Annotated in this window: 14 protein-coding genes; 5 read left to right on the top strand and 9 right to left on the bottom strand. The window is 66.2% G+C overall.

Features of this window, described 5'->3' with window-relative positions; genetic code table 11:
- Positions 1-37: 37 nt before the first annotated feature.
- Positions 38-766 (bottom strand): SDR family NAD(P)-dependent oxidoreductase, encoded by a 729-nt coding sequence (locus ACG97_RS05605; protein WP_047966360.1) that lies wholly within the window; start codon positions 764-766, stop codon positions 38-40.
- Complete coding sequence (rpe, locus tag ACG97_RS05600; RefSeq protein ID WP_047966359.1) at positions 763-1,449, bottom strand: ribulose-phosphate 3-epimerase; 687 nt, start codon at positions 1,447-1,449, stop codon at positions 763-765. Before rpe ends, ACG97_RS05605 begins: the two co-directional genes overlap by 4 nt.
- Before the next feature lie 141 nt (positions 1,450-1,590).
- Between rpe and apaG the strand changes: the two genes are divergently transcribed.
- The 3 genes from apaG (at position 1,591) to ACG97_RS05585 (ending at position 4,657) form a co-directional block, all read left to right on the top strand.
- On the top strand, positions 1,591-1,968 hold the full coding sequence (gene apaG, locus ACG97_RS05595) for a Co2+/Mg2+ efflux protein ApaG (RefSeq protein ID WP_047966358.1): 378 nt from the start codon (positions 1,591-1,593) through the stop codon (positions 1,966-1,968).
- Positions 1,969-2,015: 47 nt separating this feature from the next.
- The gene (locus ACG97_RS05590; protein WP_047966357.1) at positions 2,016-3,809 is read left to right on the top strand and encodes an ABC transporter ATP-binding protein/permease; all 1,794 of its coding nucleotides are present in this window, start codon (positions 2,016-2,018) and stop codon (positions 3,807-3,809) included.
- Between the two features lie 83 nt (positions 3,810-3,892).
- Positions 3,893-4,657: an ABC transporter substrate-binding protein gene (locus ACG97_RS05585; protein ID WP_082133655.1), complete on the top strand. Its 765-nt coding sequence runs from the start codon at positions 3,893-3,895 to the stop codon at positions 4,655-4,657.
- Positions 4,658-4,740: 83 nt separating this feature from the next.
- Here the strand turns inward: ACG97_RS05585 and ACG97_RS05580 are convergent, their stop codons facing one another.
- From ACG97_RS05580 to ACG97_RS05560, 5 genes are all read right to left on the bottom strand, one after another.
- On the bottom strand, positions 4,741-5,454 hold the full coding sequence (locus ACG97_RS05580; RefSeq protein ID WP_047966355.1) for a PolC-type DNA polymerase III: 714 nt from the start codon (positions 5,452-5,454) through the stop codon (positions 4,741-4,743).
- The gene (locus ACG97_RS05575; protein WP_047966354.1) at positions 5,451-7,352 is read right to left on the bottom strand and encodes a DUF294 nucleotidyltransferase-like domain-containing protein; all 1,902 of its coding nucleotides are present in this window, start codon (positions 7,350-7,352) and stop codon (positions 5,451-5,453) included. Before ACG97_RS05575 ends, ACG97_RS05580 begins: the two co-directional genes overlap by 4 nt.
- A 72-nt stretch (positions 7,353-7,424) precedes the next feature.
- Complete coding sequence (gene acs, locus ACG97_RS05570; protein ID WP_047966353.1) at positions 7,425-9,386, bottom strand: acetate--CoA ligase; 1,962 nt, start codon at positions 9,384-9,386, stop codon at positions 7,425-7,427.
- A 571-nt stretch (positions 9,387-9,957) separates the two neighbouring features.
- Positions 9,958-10,572 (bottom strand): UPF0149 family protein, encoded by a 615-nt coding sequence (locus ACG97_RS05565; RefSeq protein WP_047966352.1) that lies wholly within the window; start codon positions 10,570-10,572, stop codon positions 9,958-9,960.
- Positions 10,573-10,788: 216 nt separating this feature from the next.
- Positions 10,789-11,202 carry a hypothetical protein gene (locus tag ACG97_RS05560; RefSeq protein WP_047966351.1) on the bottom strand — a complete coding sequence of 138 codons (414 nt, stop codon included), beginning with the start codon at positions 11,200-11,202 and terminating at the stop codon, positions 10,789-10,791.
- Positions 11,203-11,285: 83 nt separating this feature from the next.
- Here ACG97_RS05560 and ACG97_RS05555 point away from each other — a divergent pair, with 83 nt between their 5' ends.
- Positions 11,286-12,197, top strand: a complete 912-nt coding sequence (locus ACG97_RS05555) for a pseudouridine synthase (RefSeq protein ID WP_047966350.1) — start codon at positions 11,286-11,288, stop codon at positions 12,195-12,197.
- Between the two features lie 240 nt (positions 12,198-12,437).
- On the opposite strand, the gene ACG97_RS05550 is transcribed toward ACG97_RS05555, so the two are convergent.
- Together ACG97_RS05550 and ACG97_RS05545 are read right to left on the bottom strand one after the other, a co-directional pair.
- A complete protein-coding gene (locus tag ACG97_RS05550) occupies positions 12,438-13,286 on the bottom strand; it encodes a 23S rRNA (adenine(2030)-N(6))-methyltransferase RlmJ (RefSeq protein WP_047966349.1) in 849 nt (282 codons plus the stop codon).
- Positions 13,287-13,381: 95 nt separating this feature from the next.
- Positions 13,382-14,137 carry a pseudouridine synthase gene (locus tag ACG97_RS05545; protein ID WP_047966392.1) on the bottom strand — a complete coding sequence of 252 codons (756 nt, stop codon included), beginning with the start codon at positions 14,135-14,137 and terminating at the stop codon, positions 13,382-13,384.
- Between the two features lie 148 nt (positions 14,138-14,285).
- Here ACG97_RS05545 and ACG97_RS05540 point away from each other — a divergent pair, with 148 nt between their 5' ends.
- Entirely contained in the window at positions 14,286-16,106 is a 1,821-nt protein-coding gene (locus tag ACG97_RS05540) for a gamma-glutamyltransferase family protein (RefSeq protein WP_047966348.1), read from the top strand.
- Positions 16,107-16,145: the final 39 nt, after the last annotated feature.

The following is a 16,145-nucleotide window of genomic DNA, read 5'->3' as shown; positions in this document are numbered from 1 at the left end:
GGGGCGCAACGCAGGATCAGGGTGGTGTTGGCGGCGTCTACAGCTGGCGGATGTCCAGCACCGGTACGCTGCCGAACGCCACACTGTGCAGGTAGGCGACAATCGCCGCCGCGGCGGCGGCGGGCGAAGTCAGCTGGCCTTCGGCCTTCAACGCGTCAAAGCGTGGTTTGTGCGGGAACTGCGCCGGATCGGCGGCGCGGATCTCGCCCTGCATGCCGGTGTCGATCACGCCGGGATACAGCGACACCGCCAGCAGCGGCCGGGCGGCGCCTTGCTGTTCGGCGGCCAGGGCGCGGGTGAAGTGGTCGACGCCGGCCTTGCTGGCGCAGTACACGCTCCAGCCGGGGTAGGGGTTGGCCGCGGCGCCGGAGGAGATGTTCAGCACCCGGCGGACGCCGTCGTGGCCGGCGCTGTGTGCGACAAAGGCGTCGCACAGCAGCAGCGGCGCGGTCAGGTTCAGTGCGATGGCGTGTTCTGCCGCGCCGGGCGGATAGGCGCCGACCTGCGCGATCGGCTGCACCGTGCCGGCGTTGTTGATCAGCGTCAGGCTGTCGCAGTCACCCAACGCCGCCAGCGCCCGTTCCAGCAGCAGCGGCAGCAGGCTGCTGTCGGCCAGGTCGGCGTCCAGCGTGATCAGCTGCGGGTGCTCTGGCAGCGGGCTGCAGTCGCGCGCGACGGCGACCACGCGGCCACCGTCACGCAACAGCTGCGCAACCAGCGCCGCGCCCAGCCCGCGCGAGGCGCCGGTGACGACGTAGCCGTTCACTTGCGGCCAACCTTGGCCAGTTCGGCACGCATCGCGTCTATGGTGGCCTTGTAGTCCGGGGTGCCGTAGATGGCGCTGCCGGCGACAAAGGTGTCGGCACCGGCGGCGGCGATCTCGGCGATGTTGTCGACCTTCACGCCGCCGTCCACCTCCAGCCAGATCTCGCCGCCATACTTGGCGGTGTACTCGTCGATGCGCTGGCGCACCGCGCGCACCTTGTCCAGCGTCTGCGGGATGAAGCGCTGGCCGCCGAAGCCGGGGTTGACCGACATCAGCAGGATCATGTCCAGCTTGTCCATCACGTGGTCGAGGTGCGACAGCGAGGTGGCCGGGTTCAGCACCAGGCCGGCCTTGCAGCCGGCGTCCTTGATCAGACCGAGGGTGCGGTCGATGTGGTGCGACGCTTCCGGATGGAAGGTGATGATGTCGGCGCCGGCCTTGGCGAAGCTGGCGGCGAGCGCATCGACCGGGGTCACCATCAGGTGCACGTCGATCGGGGCGGTGGTGTGCGGACGGATCGCCTCGCAGACCAGCGGGCCGATGGTCAGGTTCGGCACGTAGTGGTTGTCCATCACGTCGAAGTGGATGATGTCGGCGCCGGCGGCGATCACGTCGCGGACTTCCTCGCCCAGACGGGCGAAATCGGCGGACAGCAGGGACGGGGCAATTCGGAATTGGCTCATGGCTTTATACGGGGCGGGGCTGGAAATGCCCGCCATTGTACGACATTGCTCCGCCGGACGGCGACGCGTGCGGCGGATCGGCGCTACAATCAGGCTTTGCTGCCGGGCGTGTTGCCCTGCACCATGCCGGAACCGCCACCCATGAACGACGACTACCAGATCACGGTCGAGGCCGAAGCCTTCTACCAGCAGCAATACTCCAACGCCGAAGCCGGTCAGTACGTGTTTGCCTATCGCATCACGCTGCGCAATACCGGGTGCCAGCCGGCCAAGCTGCTGTCGCGGCACTGGATCATCACCGACGCCAACAACGAGCAGCAGGAAGTGCGCGGCATGGGCGTGGTCGGCGAGCATCCGCACCTGCAGCCGGGCGAGAGCTACAGCTATACCAGCGGCTCCACGCTGCGCACCCCGTACGGCAGCATGCACGGCAGCTACCAGATGCAGGCCGACGACGGTACCCGCTTCGAGGCGCCGATCCCGGAATTCCACCTGATCGCGCCGCGCACTCTGCACTGAGACACCGTCACCCCTGTACCTACCCTGTATCGACCAAGAGCCGCCGAATGCGACCAGCCGCCCATAGCAATACCCCGCCCCCGACCGACCGGGATGACCTGAAAACGCTGAAAACCCTGCTGCCCTACCTGTGGAGCTTCAAGTGGCGGGTGCTGTTCGCGCTGTCCTGTCTGGTGTCGGCCAAGATCGCCGGCGTGATCACGCCGCTGTTCCTCAAGGACATCGTCGACCAGCTGTCCATTCCGGCGACCTTGCTGGCGGTGCCGGTGCTGGCCCTGGTCGGTTACGGTTTCGCGCGACTGGTTTCCAGTGTGTTGGGCGAATTGCGCGATGCGATCTTTGCGCGGGTGATCCAGGGCGCGGTGCGTTCGGTGGCGCGTTCGGTATTCGCGCACCTGTTCCGGTTGTCGTTGCGCTTCCACCTGGAGCGCCAGACCGGCGGCATGAGTCGCGACATCGAACGCGGTACCAAGGGCATCGGCTTCCTGCTCAACTTCACCGTGTTCAACATCCTGCCGACGCTGGTGGAGATCGCGCTGGTGCTGGGCATCCTGCTGTACCGCTACAACGTGTGGTTCGCGGTGGTGACGCTGTCTACCATCGCCATCTACATCGCCTTCACGCTGACCATCACCGAGTGGCGCACCGTGTTCCGCCGCACCATGAACGACCTCGATTCCAAGGCAAACAGCAAGGCGGTGGATGCGCTGATCAACTACGAGACGGTGAAGTACTTCGGCAACGAACGCTACGAGACCGAACGCTACGACGGCAATCTGGCGTCGTGGGAGCGCTCCGCGATCAAGAACCAGGTGTCGCTGTCGATGCTCAACGCCGGCCAGGGCGTGATCATCGCCACCGGCGTGACGCTGATCATGTGGCTGGCGGCGCGCGGCGTGGTCAGCGGCGAGATGACCGTCGGCGACGTGGTGCTGGTGGCCACCTTCATCACCCAGCTGTGGGCGCCGCTGCACTTCCTCGGCTTTGTCTACCGCGAGATCAAGCACTCGCTGGCCGACATGGAACGCATGTTCACGCTGCTGAACGTCGGCGCCGAGGTCGATGACCATCCCGCCGCGCAAACGTTGGCCGCAAAGCAGGTGGCGATCCGCTTCGACGATATCGGCTTTGGCTACGACGCCAAGCGCCAGATCCTGCACGATGTCAGCTTCGACATCCCCGCCGGTCACACCGTGGCGGTGGTCGGTGCCAGCGGCGCCGGCAAGTCGACGCTGTCGCGGCTGCTGTTCCGCTTTTACGATGTCGGCAGCGGCGCGATCCGCTTCAACGGCACCGACATCCGCGAGCTGACGCAGGACAGCCTGCGCGCGCACATCGGCATCGTGCCGCAGGACACGGTGCTGTTCAACGACAGCATCTACTACAACATCGCCTACGGGCGCCCCGGCGCCAGTCGCGAGGAGGTGATCGAGGCGGCGAAATCGGCGCACATCCACGACTTCGTGATGAGCCTGCCGGATGGCTACGACACCACCGTCGGCGAGCGCGGCCTGAAGCTGTCCGGCGGCGAGAAGCAGCGGGTGGCGATTGCGCGCACCCTCCTGAAAAACCCGCCGGTGCTGATCTTCGACGAGGCCACCAGCGCGCTGGATTCGCGCACCGAGAAGGCGATCCAGACCGAGCTGTTCGATATTGCGGCCAACCGCACCACGCTGATCATCGCGCACCGGCTGTCCACCATCGCCGATGCCGACACCATCATCGTGATGGAGGGCGGCCGCATCATCGAGCGCGGCCACCATCGCCAGCTGCTGGCCGCCGGCGGTCGTTACGCCGAAATGTGGCGCCTGCAGCAGGAAAGCGAGCTGGTGGAAGGCTGAGCACGCCGCTTGGCGGGCCGGTGATGAGCAAGTGTTGTATAATACGATCGGTATAAAAAACTCAAACAATCCAGGCTATTGTCATGAATCGATTGCGGATGGCGGTATGGATGTTGCTGGCCGGGGCGCCCGTCCTGGCCGTGGCCAAGAGTTCGACACCGGTCGAACTGCTGTTCGCCGCCGAGGACGACTGGTATCCCTATTCCGGCGTCCGCGATGGCCAGGCGGCCGGCCTGACCATCGACATCATGCGCGCCATCTACCAGCAAAAAGGCGTGGTGGTGCGCTTCCAGCCGCTGTCCTACAGCCGCTGCATGGAAGTGGCGCGCACGGCCCGCTATGCCGGCTGCTTCACCACCTCGCGCAACGACTTCTACGAGCCTTACTACCGCTACGCGCAGCTGCCGCTGCTGGAAGGCCAGATCAGCATCTACAGCCGCAGCAACCGCCCGGAGCGCGATCTCGACATGAAATCGCTGGAAGGGCAGGAAGTCGGCGTGGTGCTCAGCTACGGCTACGGCAAGGAGTTCGACGCCAATGCCGCGATCCGCAAGGAGTACTCCACGCGCGAGGTCAACGCCTTCCGCAAGTTGAAGGCGGGGCGCATCCCCTACGTGGTGGCGTGGGAGGGCACCGTCAACCACATGCTGCGACAGAACCCCGATCTGCGCGGCTGGGTGCGGCCGGTGGGCAAGCTGGCGCCGGGGCCGGTGTACGTGTCGTTCTCCAGGGCGCACCCCGATGTCGAGCGTCTGGTCAGCCGTTTTGACGAAGGCATGGCGCAGCTGCGCAAAAGCGGCCAGTTGCGGCAGCTGGAAAGCCGCTGGCAGACCAAGAGCGACAACTAGGGGCTGTTGATGCCTGTTTCATCGCGGCGGCCGGTTTTGCCCGGTGGCTGCGCACAAAAAACAGCCTGTCGCAGGATTATTCCCTACCAGCTGTTGCGGCGGCGCAGGCTCTCGCTGGCGGCCAGCGCCTGCGGCGTGTCGATGCCGCGTTCCGCCGCCCGTTGCAGTGCCACCTGCAGCAATTGCGCCGTCGCCAGACAGTCCGAGATCGCGTTGTGGCGCTGGAAGTTCTCGATGCCGAAGGTCTCCAGCCACTCGTCCAGCGCCACGGTGTTGCAGTAGCGGTCCGGAAACAGCGCCGGCATCAGCCACGCCAGATCCAGCCACTTCGGCTGATAGCGGATGCCCAGAAAGCGGCGCATCGCCTGCGCGATCATCGCCTGGTCGAAATAGGCGTGGTAGGCCACCAGCGGCGTGTGGCGGCTGTATTCCAGAAAGCGCAGCAGCGCCTCCGCCGGCTCCAGCCCTTCGCGCTGTTCCGAGCCGCTGATGCCGTGGATCAGGATGTTCTCGGTGGAGGATACCGTGTCCTGGCGCAGCACAGCCTCGAAGGCGTCCATGGGGTTGATCACGCCGCGGTCCAGTGCCACCGCGCCGATGGAGATCAGGTGGTCGCGGCGTATCTGCAGGCCGCTGGCCTCGACATCGACCACCAGATAGCGCGTGCTGCGGTTGTCCTGCTGCCAGTCGTGCGCCGGCAGCGCCTGCCAGTGCCGCAGCCGCTGTTGCTGCTCGTCACTGAGCTGCGGCTTGCTGTCAGGGCGGAAACGGTCCAGCCAGCCGCTCAGCCAGTTCATAGTTGGTACATCACCTTCAGTTTCTGCTGCAGTTTGCGTGCCTGGCGGAACGATTCCTTCAGGATGCGGCGGTCAAGCGGGTTCAGCTTGTCCGGCTGGATCAGGTTGTCGCCGGGACGGCCGTGCTCGTCTTCCAGGTGCTGGTGGCGCAGGCGCAGCATCTGGATGAAGTTGAAGGCGTCGATGATGGCGGCGGTTTCTTCCGGCGCCGAGCCGGTCTGTTTCGCCGCACGCTCCAGGCGCTTGATGGTGCTGCTGGCGGCGATGCCCTTGGCCAGCGCCAGCACCCGCGCGGCGTCGACAAACAGCCGCGCCGCCGATTTTTTCAGGTCGATGTAGCCGCCCTGGCCGTTGTACTCCTCGGTGCTGAAGTCGCGCAGCAGACCCAGCGGCGGCGCCACCGCCAGCGCGTTGCCGGCCAGCATGCGCTGGAACACGCTGTTGTCCTGACTCAGCGCGAGCAGGCGCTTGTGCAGCTGGTTGGCGAGATAGCGCTTGCCGTACAGCGGGCGGAAATCGAAGAAGATCGACGCGTTGAGCAGTGCCACCGGGTCCGGGGCACGGATCCAGCGTGCGAACTTTTCCTGCCACTCTTCCAGCGTCAGGCACCACTCCGGGTTGCCGGCCATGATGTTGCCCTTGCACAGCGGGAAGCCGCAGCGGTCGAGGTCGGCATTCACGTCGCGGGCAAAATCCAGCAGCCGCATGCTGAGCTGGTCCTTGTCCATCGCCTCCGGGCACAGGTAGATGATGCCGTTATCCTGGTCGGTGCTGAAGGTCTGCTCCTCGCGCCCCTCGGAGCCGAACGACAGCCACGCCCAGTCGACACCGTACAGGTCGTGCTGCTGCAGGTTCAGCTCGATCACGCGGCGGGTGATGCCGTCGTTGAGCGCGGAGATGAATTGCGTCAGCTGCTCGGCGCCGACGCCCTGGCCCAGCATGTTCATGGTGAACTGGCGCAGGTCGCGGCCAACCTGTTGCAGGGTAGTGATGTCGGCGGCGGTTTCCACCGCGTAGCGCAGCTGGCGCAGGCCGACGCGCTGCATGGCAAACAGGTCGCGCTCCGAAATCACGCCCAGCACCAGATTGTCGTCGTCGACCGCCAGCACGTGGCGGATGCCGTGCATCGCCATCGCCAGCGCCGCGTCGTAGGCGGTGGCATCCTGCGACAGGGTGTGCGGCTTGCGCGACATCACCTGCGAGATCGGGCAATCCAGCGCCAGCTTCGGCAATACCACCCGTTTCAGCACGTCGGACTGGGTGAAGATGCCTTGTGCGACACCGCTCTCGCTGACGATGACGATGGAGCCGACGCCGGTTTCGCCCATCAGCGTCAGCACCGCTTCCAGCGGGTCGTCGGCGCGGGCGGTGACCGGCGGCCGCTTGCACAGTTCGTGCAGCTTGGTCGCCATCGACTGCTGTTCCAGCGCCCGTTGCGAGAACTGCGCCTGCATCTGCTTGCGCGACTGGCTGAGCAGGGTGGAGATGTGGCTGGCGCAGAAGCGGTTGAACACCGGGCTGATCAGCAGCAGCTGCTGGAAGTCCTGGTTGTCCAGCTGGTAGCAGAACACGTCATCCACGGCGCTGTAGGTGCAGATGGTGGCGCGCTGGCCGCTGGCGGCGCCGATTGGGAAACACTCGCCGCTGCTGATGATGACGTTGCCGGAGGCGCTCTCGCCGTCCTCGCGCGACAGCACCTTGCCGCGCTGCACCACGTAGAAATGCGGCGGCGGCCCCATGTCGGGGGTCAGGATCAGGCTGTCTTTCGGGTAGTAGGCGAGCTTGGCGTGCTGGCCGAGGAAGGCCAGCGCCGCGTCTTCCATGCGGTCGAACGGCGAGTGCTTGCGCAGGAAGTCAACGGTGGCGCTGACCAGTGTCGAGTTGGCGGTACGGCTCATGAGACGGTTCCCGTCTGGCGTAAAAACGCCCCGGCAGGGCCGGGGCGACTTCAGTTGCGCAGGGTGCGCGGTTTACTGCGGTTCTTGCAGCTGTTGCAGGATCTGCGGGTTTTCCAGCGTCGACACGTCCTGGGTGATTTCCTCGCCCTTGGCGATCGAGCGCAGCAGGCGGCGCATGATCTTGCCGGAGCGGGTCTTCGGCAGGTTCTCGCCGAAGCGGATGTCGTCAGGCTGTGCGATCTTGCCGATCTCGTGCGCTACCCAGGCCTTCAGCTCGGCGGCGACTTTCTTCGCCTCTTCGCCGACCGGGCGCTCGCCCTTCAGTACCACGAAGGCCACCACCGCTTCGCCCTTCACCTCGTGCGGCTTGCCGACCACCGCGGCTTCCGCCACCAGCGGGTTGGCCACCAGCGCCGATTCGATTTCCATGGTGCCCAGACGGTGACCGGACACGTTCAGCACGTCATCGACGCGGCCCATGATCCAGAAGTAGCCGTCCTGGTCGCGGTTGGCGGAGTCGCCGGCGAGGTAGTACTGGCCGTTGAACTCTTCCGGGAAGTAGGTCTTCTTGAAGCGGTCGGCGTCGTTCCAGATGGTGCGTACCAGCGATGGGAACGGCTTCTTGATCACCAGGAAACCGCCCTTGCCGGCATCCACCGGGCCGCCGGCTTCATCGACGATGTCGGCGATGATGCCCGGCAGCGGCAGGGTGCACGAACCCGGCTTGGTGGCCACCGCGCCCGGCATCGGCGCGATCATGTGGCTGCCGGTTTCGGTCTGCCACCAGGTGTCGACGATAGGGCAACGGCCGCCGCCAACCACTTCGTGGTACCACATCCACGCTTCCGGGTTGATCGGCTCGCCGACGGTGCCGAGCAGGCGCAGGCTGGACAGGTCGTACTGTTTCGGCAGATCGGCACCGAGCTTGATCAGCGAGCGGATCGCGGTCGGCGCGGTGTAGAAGATGCTGACCTTGTGGGCTTCGATCATGCGCCAGAAGCGGGCGGCATCCGGGTAGGTCGGCACACCTTCAAAGATGATCTGGGTGGCGCCGAAGGCCAGCGGGCCGTAGGCGACATAGCTGTGGCCGGTGATCCAGCCCACGTCGGCGGTGCACCAGAACACGTCGTCGTCCTTGGCGTCGAAGGTCCAGCGGTAGCTGTTCAGCGCGCCCAGCAGGTAGCCGGCGCTGCTGTGCTGGATGCCCTTCGGTTTGCCGGTGGAGCCGGAGGTGTACAGGATGAACAGCGGGTCTTCCGCGTTCATGGTCACCGGCGGGCAGTCGGCGGACTGGCTGGCGGTCAGCTCGTGCCACCAGATGTCGCGCTCGCCCCAGGCCACCTGGCCGTTGGTGCGCTGCAGGACCACCACTTTTTCCACCGATTCGCAGCCGCCCAGCGTCAGCGCCTCGTCGACGGTGGCCTTCAGCGGGATCTGCTTGCCGCCGCGCACGCTTTCATTGGCGGTGATCACGATCTTGGCGCCGGCATCCTGGATGCGGTCGCGCACGGCACCGGCGGAGAAGCCGCCGAACACCACCGAGTGGATGGCGCCGATACGGGCGCAGGCCTGCATCGCCACCACCGCGTCCGCCACCATCGGCATGTACACCACCACGCGGTCGCCCTTGGTGACGCCCAGCGATTTCAGGCCGTTGGCGAAGCGCGACACGCGCTCGTGCAGCTGCTGGTAGCTGATGTTTTCGACGCTGCCGTCATCGGCTTCGAAGATGATCGCGGTCTTGTTGCCCTTGGTTGCCAGGTGACGGTCGATGCAGTTGTAGGAAACGTTCAGCTCGCCATCGGCAAACCACTTGAAGAACGGCGCATTGCTGTCGTCCAGCACGGTAGTGAACGGCTTGCTCCAGGTCAGCAGCTCGCGTGCCAGATTGCCCCAGAAGCCGGCGTAGTCCGCTTCGGCAAGTGCGGCTTGGGCGTTGTAGGCTTCCATGCCGGACAGGGTGGCCTTGGCACGGAAAGCGTCGGAAGGAGGGAAGCTGCGGGTTTCTTTGAGCACGGATTCGATTGCTGACATCGTTGGTTTCCTTTTGCTTTGCAGAGTGAGGTCGAGCGGGTGAGGCTGTTTGTTCGACGCGTCGGGTCAGTCGTAATTTGTTATGGCGTACTTGTTATGGCCCTGAAAACAGTGTGGGCTTGTCATGGCTTCAGAATGTACGAAAGCGGGCGGCGGCTGACCAATCGCAAATTTTGATAGCAAAAATCAACCCGAGCGATGCTGCACTGCAAAAAACGATATTTATCAGTAGTTTGCGTTAGAGTTTTTGCTATTTTTCCGCTGCTGGTGCGGCGTGAAAATAGTGCGCGGCGGGGGCTGGCGGGCTGTTGTTTTTGTGGGTGGCTGGCGCGGCGCGGTGGCGAACGTGCCGCTAACGGGGCGGCTGCGGGGCGAAAAGGGCGGTGCCGGAGCAAGGTTGGCCGCAAGACGGTGCGGCGGCCGTCACGGTGATGGCTGGTGACGGGGCGCAGCCGGCCGGCGCGGGGCGATGATGCGCTGCAGCGGTGGCCGGTGTGTGGCCGCGACGGGACGCAATGAAAACGGCCGCCGCGGCGAATGCCGGGCGGCCTGGATGGTGCAGCGGACGTGCTCAGTCGTCGTTGGCGTCGCTTTCGGCGTCTTCCATTTCCTGGCGCAGGGCGGCGAAGAAGCGGTAGATCTGCGCCACCGAGGTCGAGATCTCGCCCAGCCATTCCGCCTTCTGCTCGGCGCTGGCGCCGTCGAGGAAGGGGCGCATTTCCGGATCGGGATGGTGCTCGAACGCCAGCGCCATGATCGGTGCCAGTGCGCCGGCGGCCTCGGCATCGTCAAACAGCAGCGTCCAGTCGTCGTACAGGATCTGCATGCCTTCGCTGAAGCCCTCGGCCCAGTCGTTGCCGTGCACCACGCCGTGCTCGTCGGCGTCCAGCCACGGGTAGAAGTCTTCGCCGTTGGCCAGCGTGCGCGCGATTTCCAGCCAGTGGCCCATCACCTGCGCCACGAACTTCTCCAGCACCTTGGGCGAGGCGAAGGCGGCCTCGTCGTCGAAGGCGGCGCCGAGAATGGTCGGCAGGCAGTCGGCCGGCTTGATCGCCTCCGGCCCGGCGTGCAGCGCCGCGAAAAAGCCGTCCAGCTTTTCCAGCGACATCGCGCCCTGTGGTGCCAGCCGGCTCAGGGTTTCGCCCAGGCGCTGGTAGTCTTGTTCGGTCATCGGTTTGAATTTCATGGTCTGGCCTTGGCGGTAAGCGATAGGGGCGGCGTGCGGCCAACGTTGGCCGCAGCACAGCGTTCAGGGCGTGCTCACGATCTCGCACGCTCACGCGAGACAAGGCGAAAACGGCAGGGGAAGCGGCGTTTAACTAGAGATAAACCAGCATGCCGAAGCCGTTTTCAACGCTGTATAGCCCTGTGAGATCAGTTGCAGCAGATCGTGAACAGGTTCTCAGGGCGGCAGCGGCCGGCCCGGTTTGGTGGACAGATGGTAGTGTTCCATCAGCACCTGGTGCGCCTGTTCGGCGACGCTGCGCAGCAGTTCGCCGCGCGGGTGGTCGGCGAACTGCAGGCTGTCGTCCATGCTGCGTAGCGCACGGCGCGCGGCGGTGCACAGGTCGACGGCGATGGCGTAGTCGGTGAGGCTCAGCACGCGGCCGTTGCGGATCTTGCGGAAATAGACGCCACTCATCTGCGCGTATTTCTCGGCCAGCGGCTGCGCGGCGAGGCCGTCGTCGGCCAGCAGGCTGTCCAGCAGTGCCCACACCGCGTTGACGGTGACATCGGCGCGCGCCAGGCGCTTGGCCAGCTGCGCGTTTTCTTCCTTGTTCGGCTTGGCGGCGGCCGGTTTCTTCTTTACAGCCATGTTTCTGCGCTTTCGCGATGCGGTGAAGCCGGCATTTTAACGCGCCTGCTGCCAACTGGCGCGTGTGGCCTTACAATCGCGCGATGAATCAACGTGTTTCTCCCATTCCCGAGCGCGCCGGCGTGGCGCCGAGCTTCCTGCAACTGCCGGCCGGCGCCTGGCCGGACCTGCTCAGCTTCCTGGTTGCGCACTTCGCGCACATTCCCGCCGCGGTGTGGCGCGCGCGGCTGCAAAACGGCGAGGTGTTCGATCACCTGGGCCGCCCGCATCGTCTCGACAGCCCGTATCCGGCCAACCGCCGCATCTGGTACTACCGCGAGGTGCCGGACGAGGTGCCGGTGCCGTTTGCGGCCACGGTGCTGTACCGCGACGAACGCTTGCTGGTCGCCGACAAGCCGCACTTCCTCGCCTGCATCCCCGGCGGACGCCATCTGCGCGAGACGCTGCTCGGCCGCCTGCGCCACGAGCTGGACTTGCCGCAGCTGACGCCGATCCACCGTCTCGACCGCGAAACCGCCGGCGTGATGCTGTTCTGCATCGATCCGGCGCACCGCGCCGCCTACCAGGGCCTGTTCCAGACGCGTGAGGTGCGCAAGACCTACGAGGCCATCGCGCCGTGGCGCGACGATCTCGCCTTGCCGCTGGTTCACCGCAGCCGGCTGCTGGAGCGCGACGACTGCTTCCGCATGCACGAGGTGGCCGGTGAGGCCAACAGCGAGACGCGCGTCGAGCTGATCGCCCGCGCCGGCACGCTGGCGCACTACCGGCTGTCGCCGCTGACCGGGCGCAAGCACCAGCTGCGCGCGCACCTGACCGCGCTGGGCATCCCCATCGTCAACGACCCGTGGTATCCGGCGCTGCTGCCGGACAAGGCGGTGGACGACTTCAGCCAGCCGCTGCAACTCTTGGCACGCAGCATTGCCTTTACCGATCCGGTGAGCGGTGAGGCGCGCCAGTTCCACAGCGAACGCCGCCTGCAGCTGGCGCCGGACTGAAGCCGTGCGGCCAACCTTGGGCGCCAAAGGTTGGCCGCAAGCAAATGGCCCTGCGTGTGCAGGGCCATTTTTTACATCGGGTGGGTTTAGAGCCTGTTCAAAGTCTCGCGCGCTCACGCGAGACAAGGCGAAAACGGCTGAGGAAGCGGCATTTACCTAGAGATAAACACGCATGCCGAAGGCGTTTTCAACACGGTATCGCCCGATTGAGATCAAGCGCAGCAGACCTTGAACAGGTTCTTAGTTGTTCTCGCGGTATTCCACGCTATGCCACGCCCCCTTGTCCACCGCCAGCGCGGCGGTCAGCCACGGCAGGGTGTCGTTCAGCGTCGCTGGCAGCGTCCACGGCGGGTTGACGATGAACATGCCGCTGCCGTGCATGCCGAAGCCTTCCTTCGACGGCGTGCGCACCGTCAGCGTCACGTCCAGCCAGCTCTGGCACGGCAGCGCCTTCAGCTGCGCCACCATGTCCTTGATTTCCGGCCGCTGCAGCAGCGGGTACCAGATGGCGTAGGTGCCGGTGGCGAAGCGTTTCAGCGATTCCTGCATCGCGTTCACCACCCGCTGGTAGTCGCCCTTGTCCTCGTACGGCGGGTCAATCAGCACCAGCGCGCGGCGTGGTGGGGGTGGCAGGATCGACTTCAGCGCCTCGAAGCCGTTGCTTTTCTCGACCTTGATGCGGCGGCCGGCGTCGGCGAAGCACTCGCCCAGCAGCTGGAAATCGCTGGGGTGCAACTCGAACAGGCGCAGCTTCTCGCTGCGGTTCATGGTCTCGGCGGCGAACCACGGCGAGCCGGGGTAGTGGCGCAGCTCGCCGTCCGGATTGATGCTACGCACCACCTCCAGATAGCGCGCCACCGCCGGCGGCAGATCGTCGCGTTGCCACAGCCGCGCCACGCCATCGACGTATTCGGCGGTCTTGGTGGCGTAGCCCTCGGTCAGGCTGTAGGCACCGGCACCGGCGTGGGTGTCGATGTACCAGAACGGCTTATCCTTCTGGCCGAGGTAGTCGATGATCTGCACCTGGATCAGGTGTTTCAGCACGTCGGCGTGGTTGCCGGCGTGAAAGGCGTGGCGATAGCTAAGCATGGCGGTCGTTCGGACAAAATAGCCGCACATTGTAGCGCAAATCGCCGCCCGTCCCGCGGCCTTGCGGCCAACGTTGGCCGCAAGGCGCGTCTGGCTCAGTCGCGGCCGGACTCCCCCTGCCACGCCGCCGGCAGTGCGTCGGCCCAGCCCAGCTCGTGCACCAGCCGCGCAAAGTCGCCGCTCAGTGGCGCGGTGATGGTCAGCGCCTCGCCGCTGTGCGGATGGCGGATGCTCAGCTCCACCGCGTGCAGCAGCATGCGGCCAACGTTGAATTGTGTCTGGAAGAAGCGGTTGTGCACGCCCTTGCCGTGGGTGGCGTCGCCGATGATGGGGTGGGCGATGTGCTTCAGGTGGCGGCGCAGCTGGTGGCGGCGGCCGGTTTCCGGATGCAGCTCGACCAGCGCGTAGCGGCTTTGCGGGTAGCGGTCCACGGCGTAGGGCAGGGTGCAGCGCGCCAGCGTGCGGTAGCGGGTGAACGCCGGCTGCGCGTTCAGCTGCGCGTTGCCGTGCACGTATTCGCGCTCGTCCGGCTGGCGGGTGATGGCGTGGTCGATGTCGCCGCTGTCGGCCGGATGGCCGCGCACCACCGCGAGGTAGGTCTTGGCCAGTTGTTTGGCGGCGAAGTCCTGGTTCAGCAGCCGCGCGGTGTCGCTGTCCAGTGCGAACAGCAGCACGCCGCTGGTGCCGCGATCCAGCCGGTGCACCGGAAACACCTGCTGCCCGATCTGGTCGCGCAGCAATTGCACCGCGAAGCGGGTTTCGCGGCGGTCGATCTCGCTGCGGTGCACCAGCAGGCCGGACGGCTTGTCGATGGCGATCAGGTGCTGGTCACGATAGAGGATGGTGAGCATGGGCGGGGCCGGCGGCAAAAGCGCGCATTTTAACAGCGCCGCCGCGGCCACGGCGCGCCGATTGGCCACCATGCCGTGCATGCCGGTTTTCCATTTGGCATGGCATGTGCTATGGCTATAGTTCCCGCCGCCTGACAAGGACCCCACCATGAGCGCCCGTCTGTCCACCGTTGCCCTGTCGCTGCTACTGGCCGCCTGTGCCGCCACGCCGCCATCGTTCACCTACAGCCCGCTGCCGCCGCAGCCGGAAGCCGCCTCCGGCTATCAGGACAAGTCGGGCTGGGCCACCAGACAGTACGCGGTGGCCGCCGCCAATCCGCTGGCCACCGACGCCGGCCGTCAGGTGCTGGCCGCCGGCGGCAGCGCGCTGGATGCCGCCATCGCAGTGCAGATGGTGCTGGGGCTGGTGGAGCCGCAAAGCAGCGGCATCGGCGGCGGCGCCTTCCTGCTGTACTACGACGGCAAACAGGTCAGCGCCTACGACGGCCGCGAGACCGCGCCGGCCGCCGCCGACGAGACGCTGTTCCTCGGCGCCGACGGCAAACCGATGACGTTCAACGATGCCGTGGTCGGCGGCCGCTCGGTCGGCGTGCCCGGCGTGGTGGCGATGCTGGAACAGGCGCACCGCGAACAGGGCAAGCTGCCTTGGCGCGAGCTGTTCCAGCCGGCGATCCGCCTCGCCGAGCAGGGCTTCGCCATCAGTCCGCGGCTGCATACCCTGCTGAAAGCCGACGCCTTTCTGAAGCAGGACCCTGTGGCCGCCGCCTATTTCTATCAGGCTGAGGGCGAGCCGTATCCGGTCGGCCATCTGCTACGCAACCAACCCTACGCCGATGTGCTGCGCCAGATCGCCGCGCGCGGCAGCAAGGCGCTATTGCAGGGCGCGGTGGCCGAGGCCATCGTTGCCAAGGTGCAGGGCCACGCGGCCAACCCCGGCAAGCTGACGCTGGCCGATCTTGCCGCCTACCGGCCGAAGAAGCGCGAGGCGCTGTGCAGCGACTACCGCGCGGCCAGCCGCGACTACCGCCTGTGCGGCTTCCCGCCGCCCAGCAGCGGCGCCATCGCCGTCGGCCAGATCCTCGGCATCCTCAACCACACGCCGGCCGCCGGCCTGCCGTTGCAGCAGGGCGCGGACGGCAAGCCGCAGCCGTCGCCGCAGTGGCTGCACCTGTATACCGAGGCGTCACGACTGGCGTTTGCCGATCGCGCCAAGTACGTCGGCGATCCGGACTTCGTGCAGCCGCCCGGCGGCAGCTGGCACACCATGCTGGCGCCCGGCTATCTGGCGGCGCGCGCGAAGCTGATCGGCGACAACAGCATGAAGACTGCACAGCCTGGCCAGCCCGGCGCCATGCCGCTGGCGCTAGGCATCGCCGCGGCGCAGCCGGAATACGGCACCAGCCACATCAGCATCGTCGATGCCGACGGCCACGCGCTGAGCATGACCACCACCATCGAGGCGCAGTTCGGCGCGCGGCAGATGGTGAACCCGTCCGGCAAGGGCGCCGGCGGCTTCCTGCTCAACAACGAGCTGACCGATTTCAACTTCGCCCCCAATGACGCCAGCGGCCTGCCCACCGCCAACCGCGTGCAGCCGGGCAAGCGCCCGCGCAGCTCGATGAGCCCGACGCTGTTGTTCGACAAGGCCAGCGGCCAGCTGCTGATCAGCGGCGGCAGCCCCGGTGGCGCGCTGATCATCCACTACACCGCCAAGACGCTGTACGGCATGCTCAACTGGGGACTGAACGCGCAACAGGCGATCAACCTGCCCAACTTCGGCGCCACCGGCGCACCGACGCTGCTGGAAGAAAAACGCTTCCCGGCCGACACCGTGCAGTGGCTGCAGGCGCACGGCCATGAAGTGCGCGAAACCGACATGACCAGCGGCCTGCAGGCCATCGGCCGCACGGCGGACGGCTACTTCGGCGGCGCCGACCCGCGCCGCGAAGGCGTGGTGATGGGGGAGTAGGGCGGCTGCCGGCGCCAGCTCGCCGGCAGACAGCGTGAA

The sequence above is a fragment of the Vogesella sp. EB genome (genome assembly GCF_001037925.1).
Lineage (GTDB): Bacteria > Pseudomonadota > Gammaproteobacteria > Burkholderiales > Chromobacteriaceae > Vogesella > Vogesella indigofera.
The sequence above is the reverse complement of the archived record's forward strand: the minus strand, read 5'-3'. Positions and strand labels throughout refer to the sequence as shown.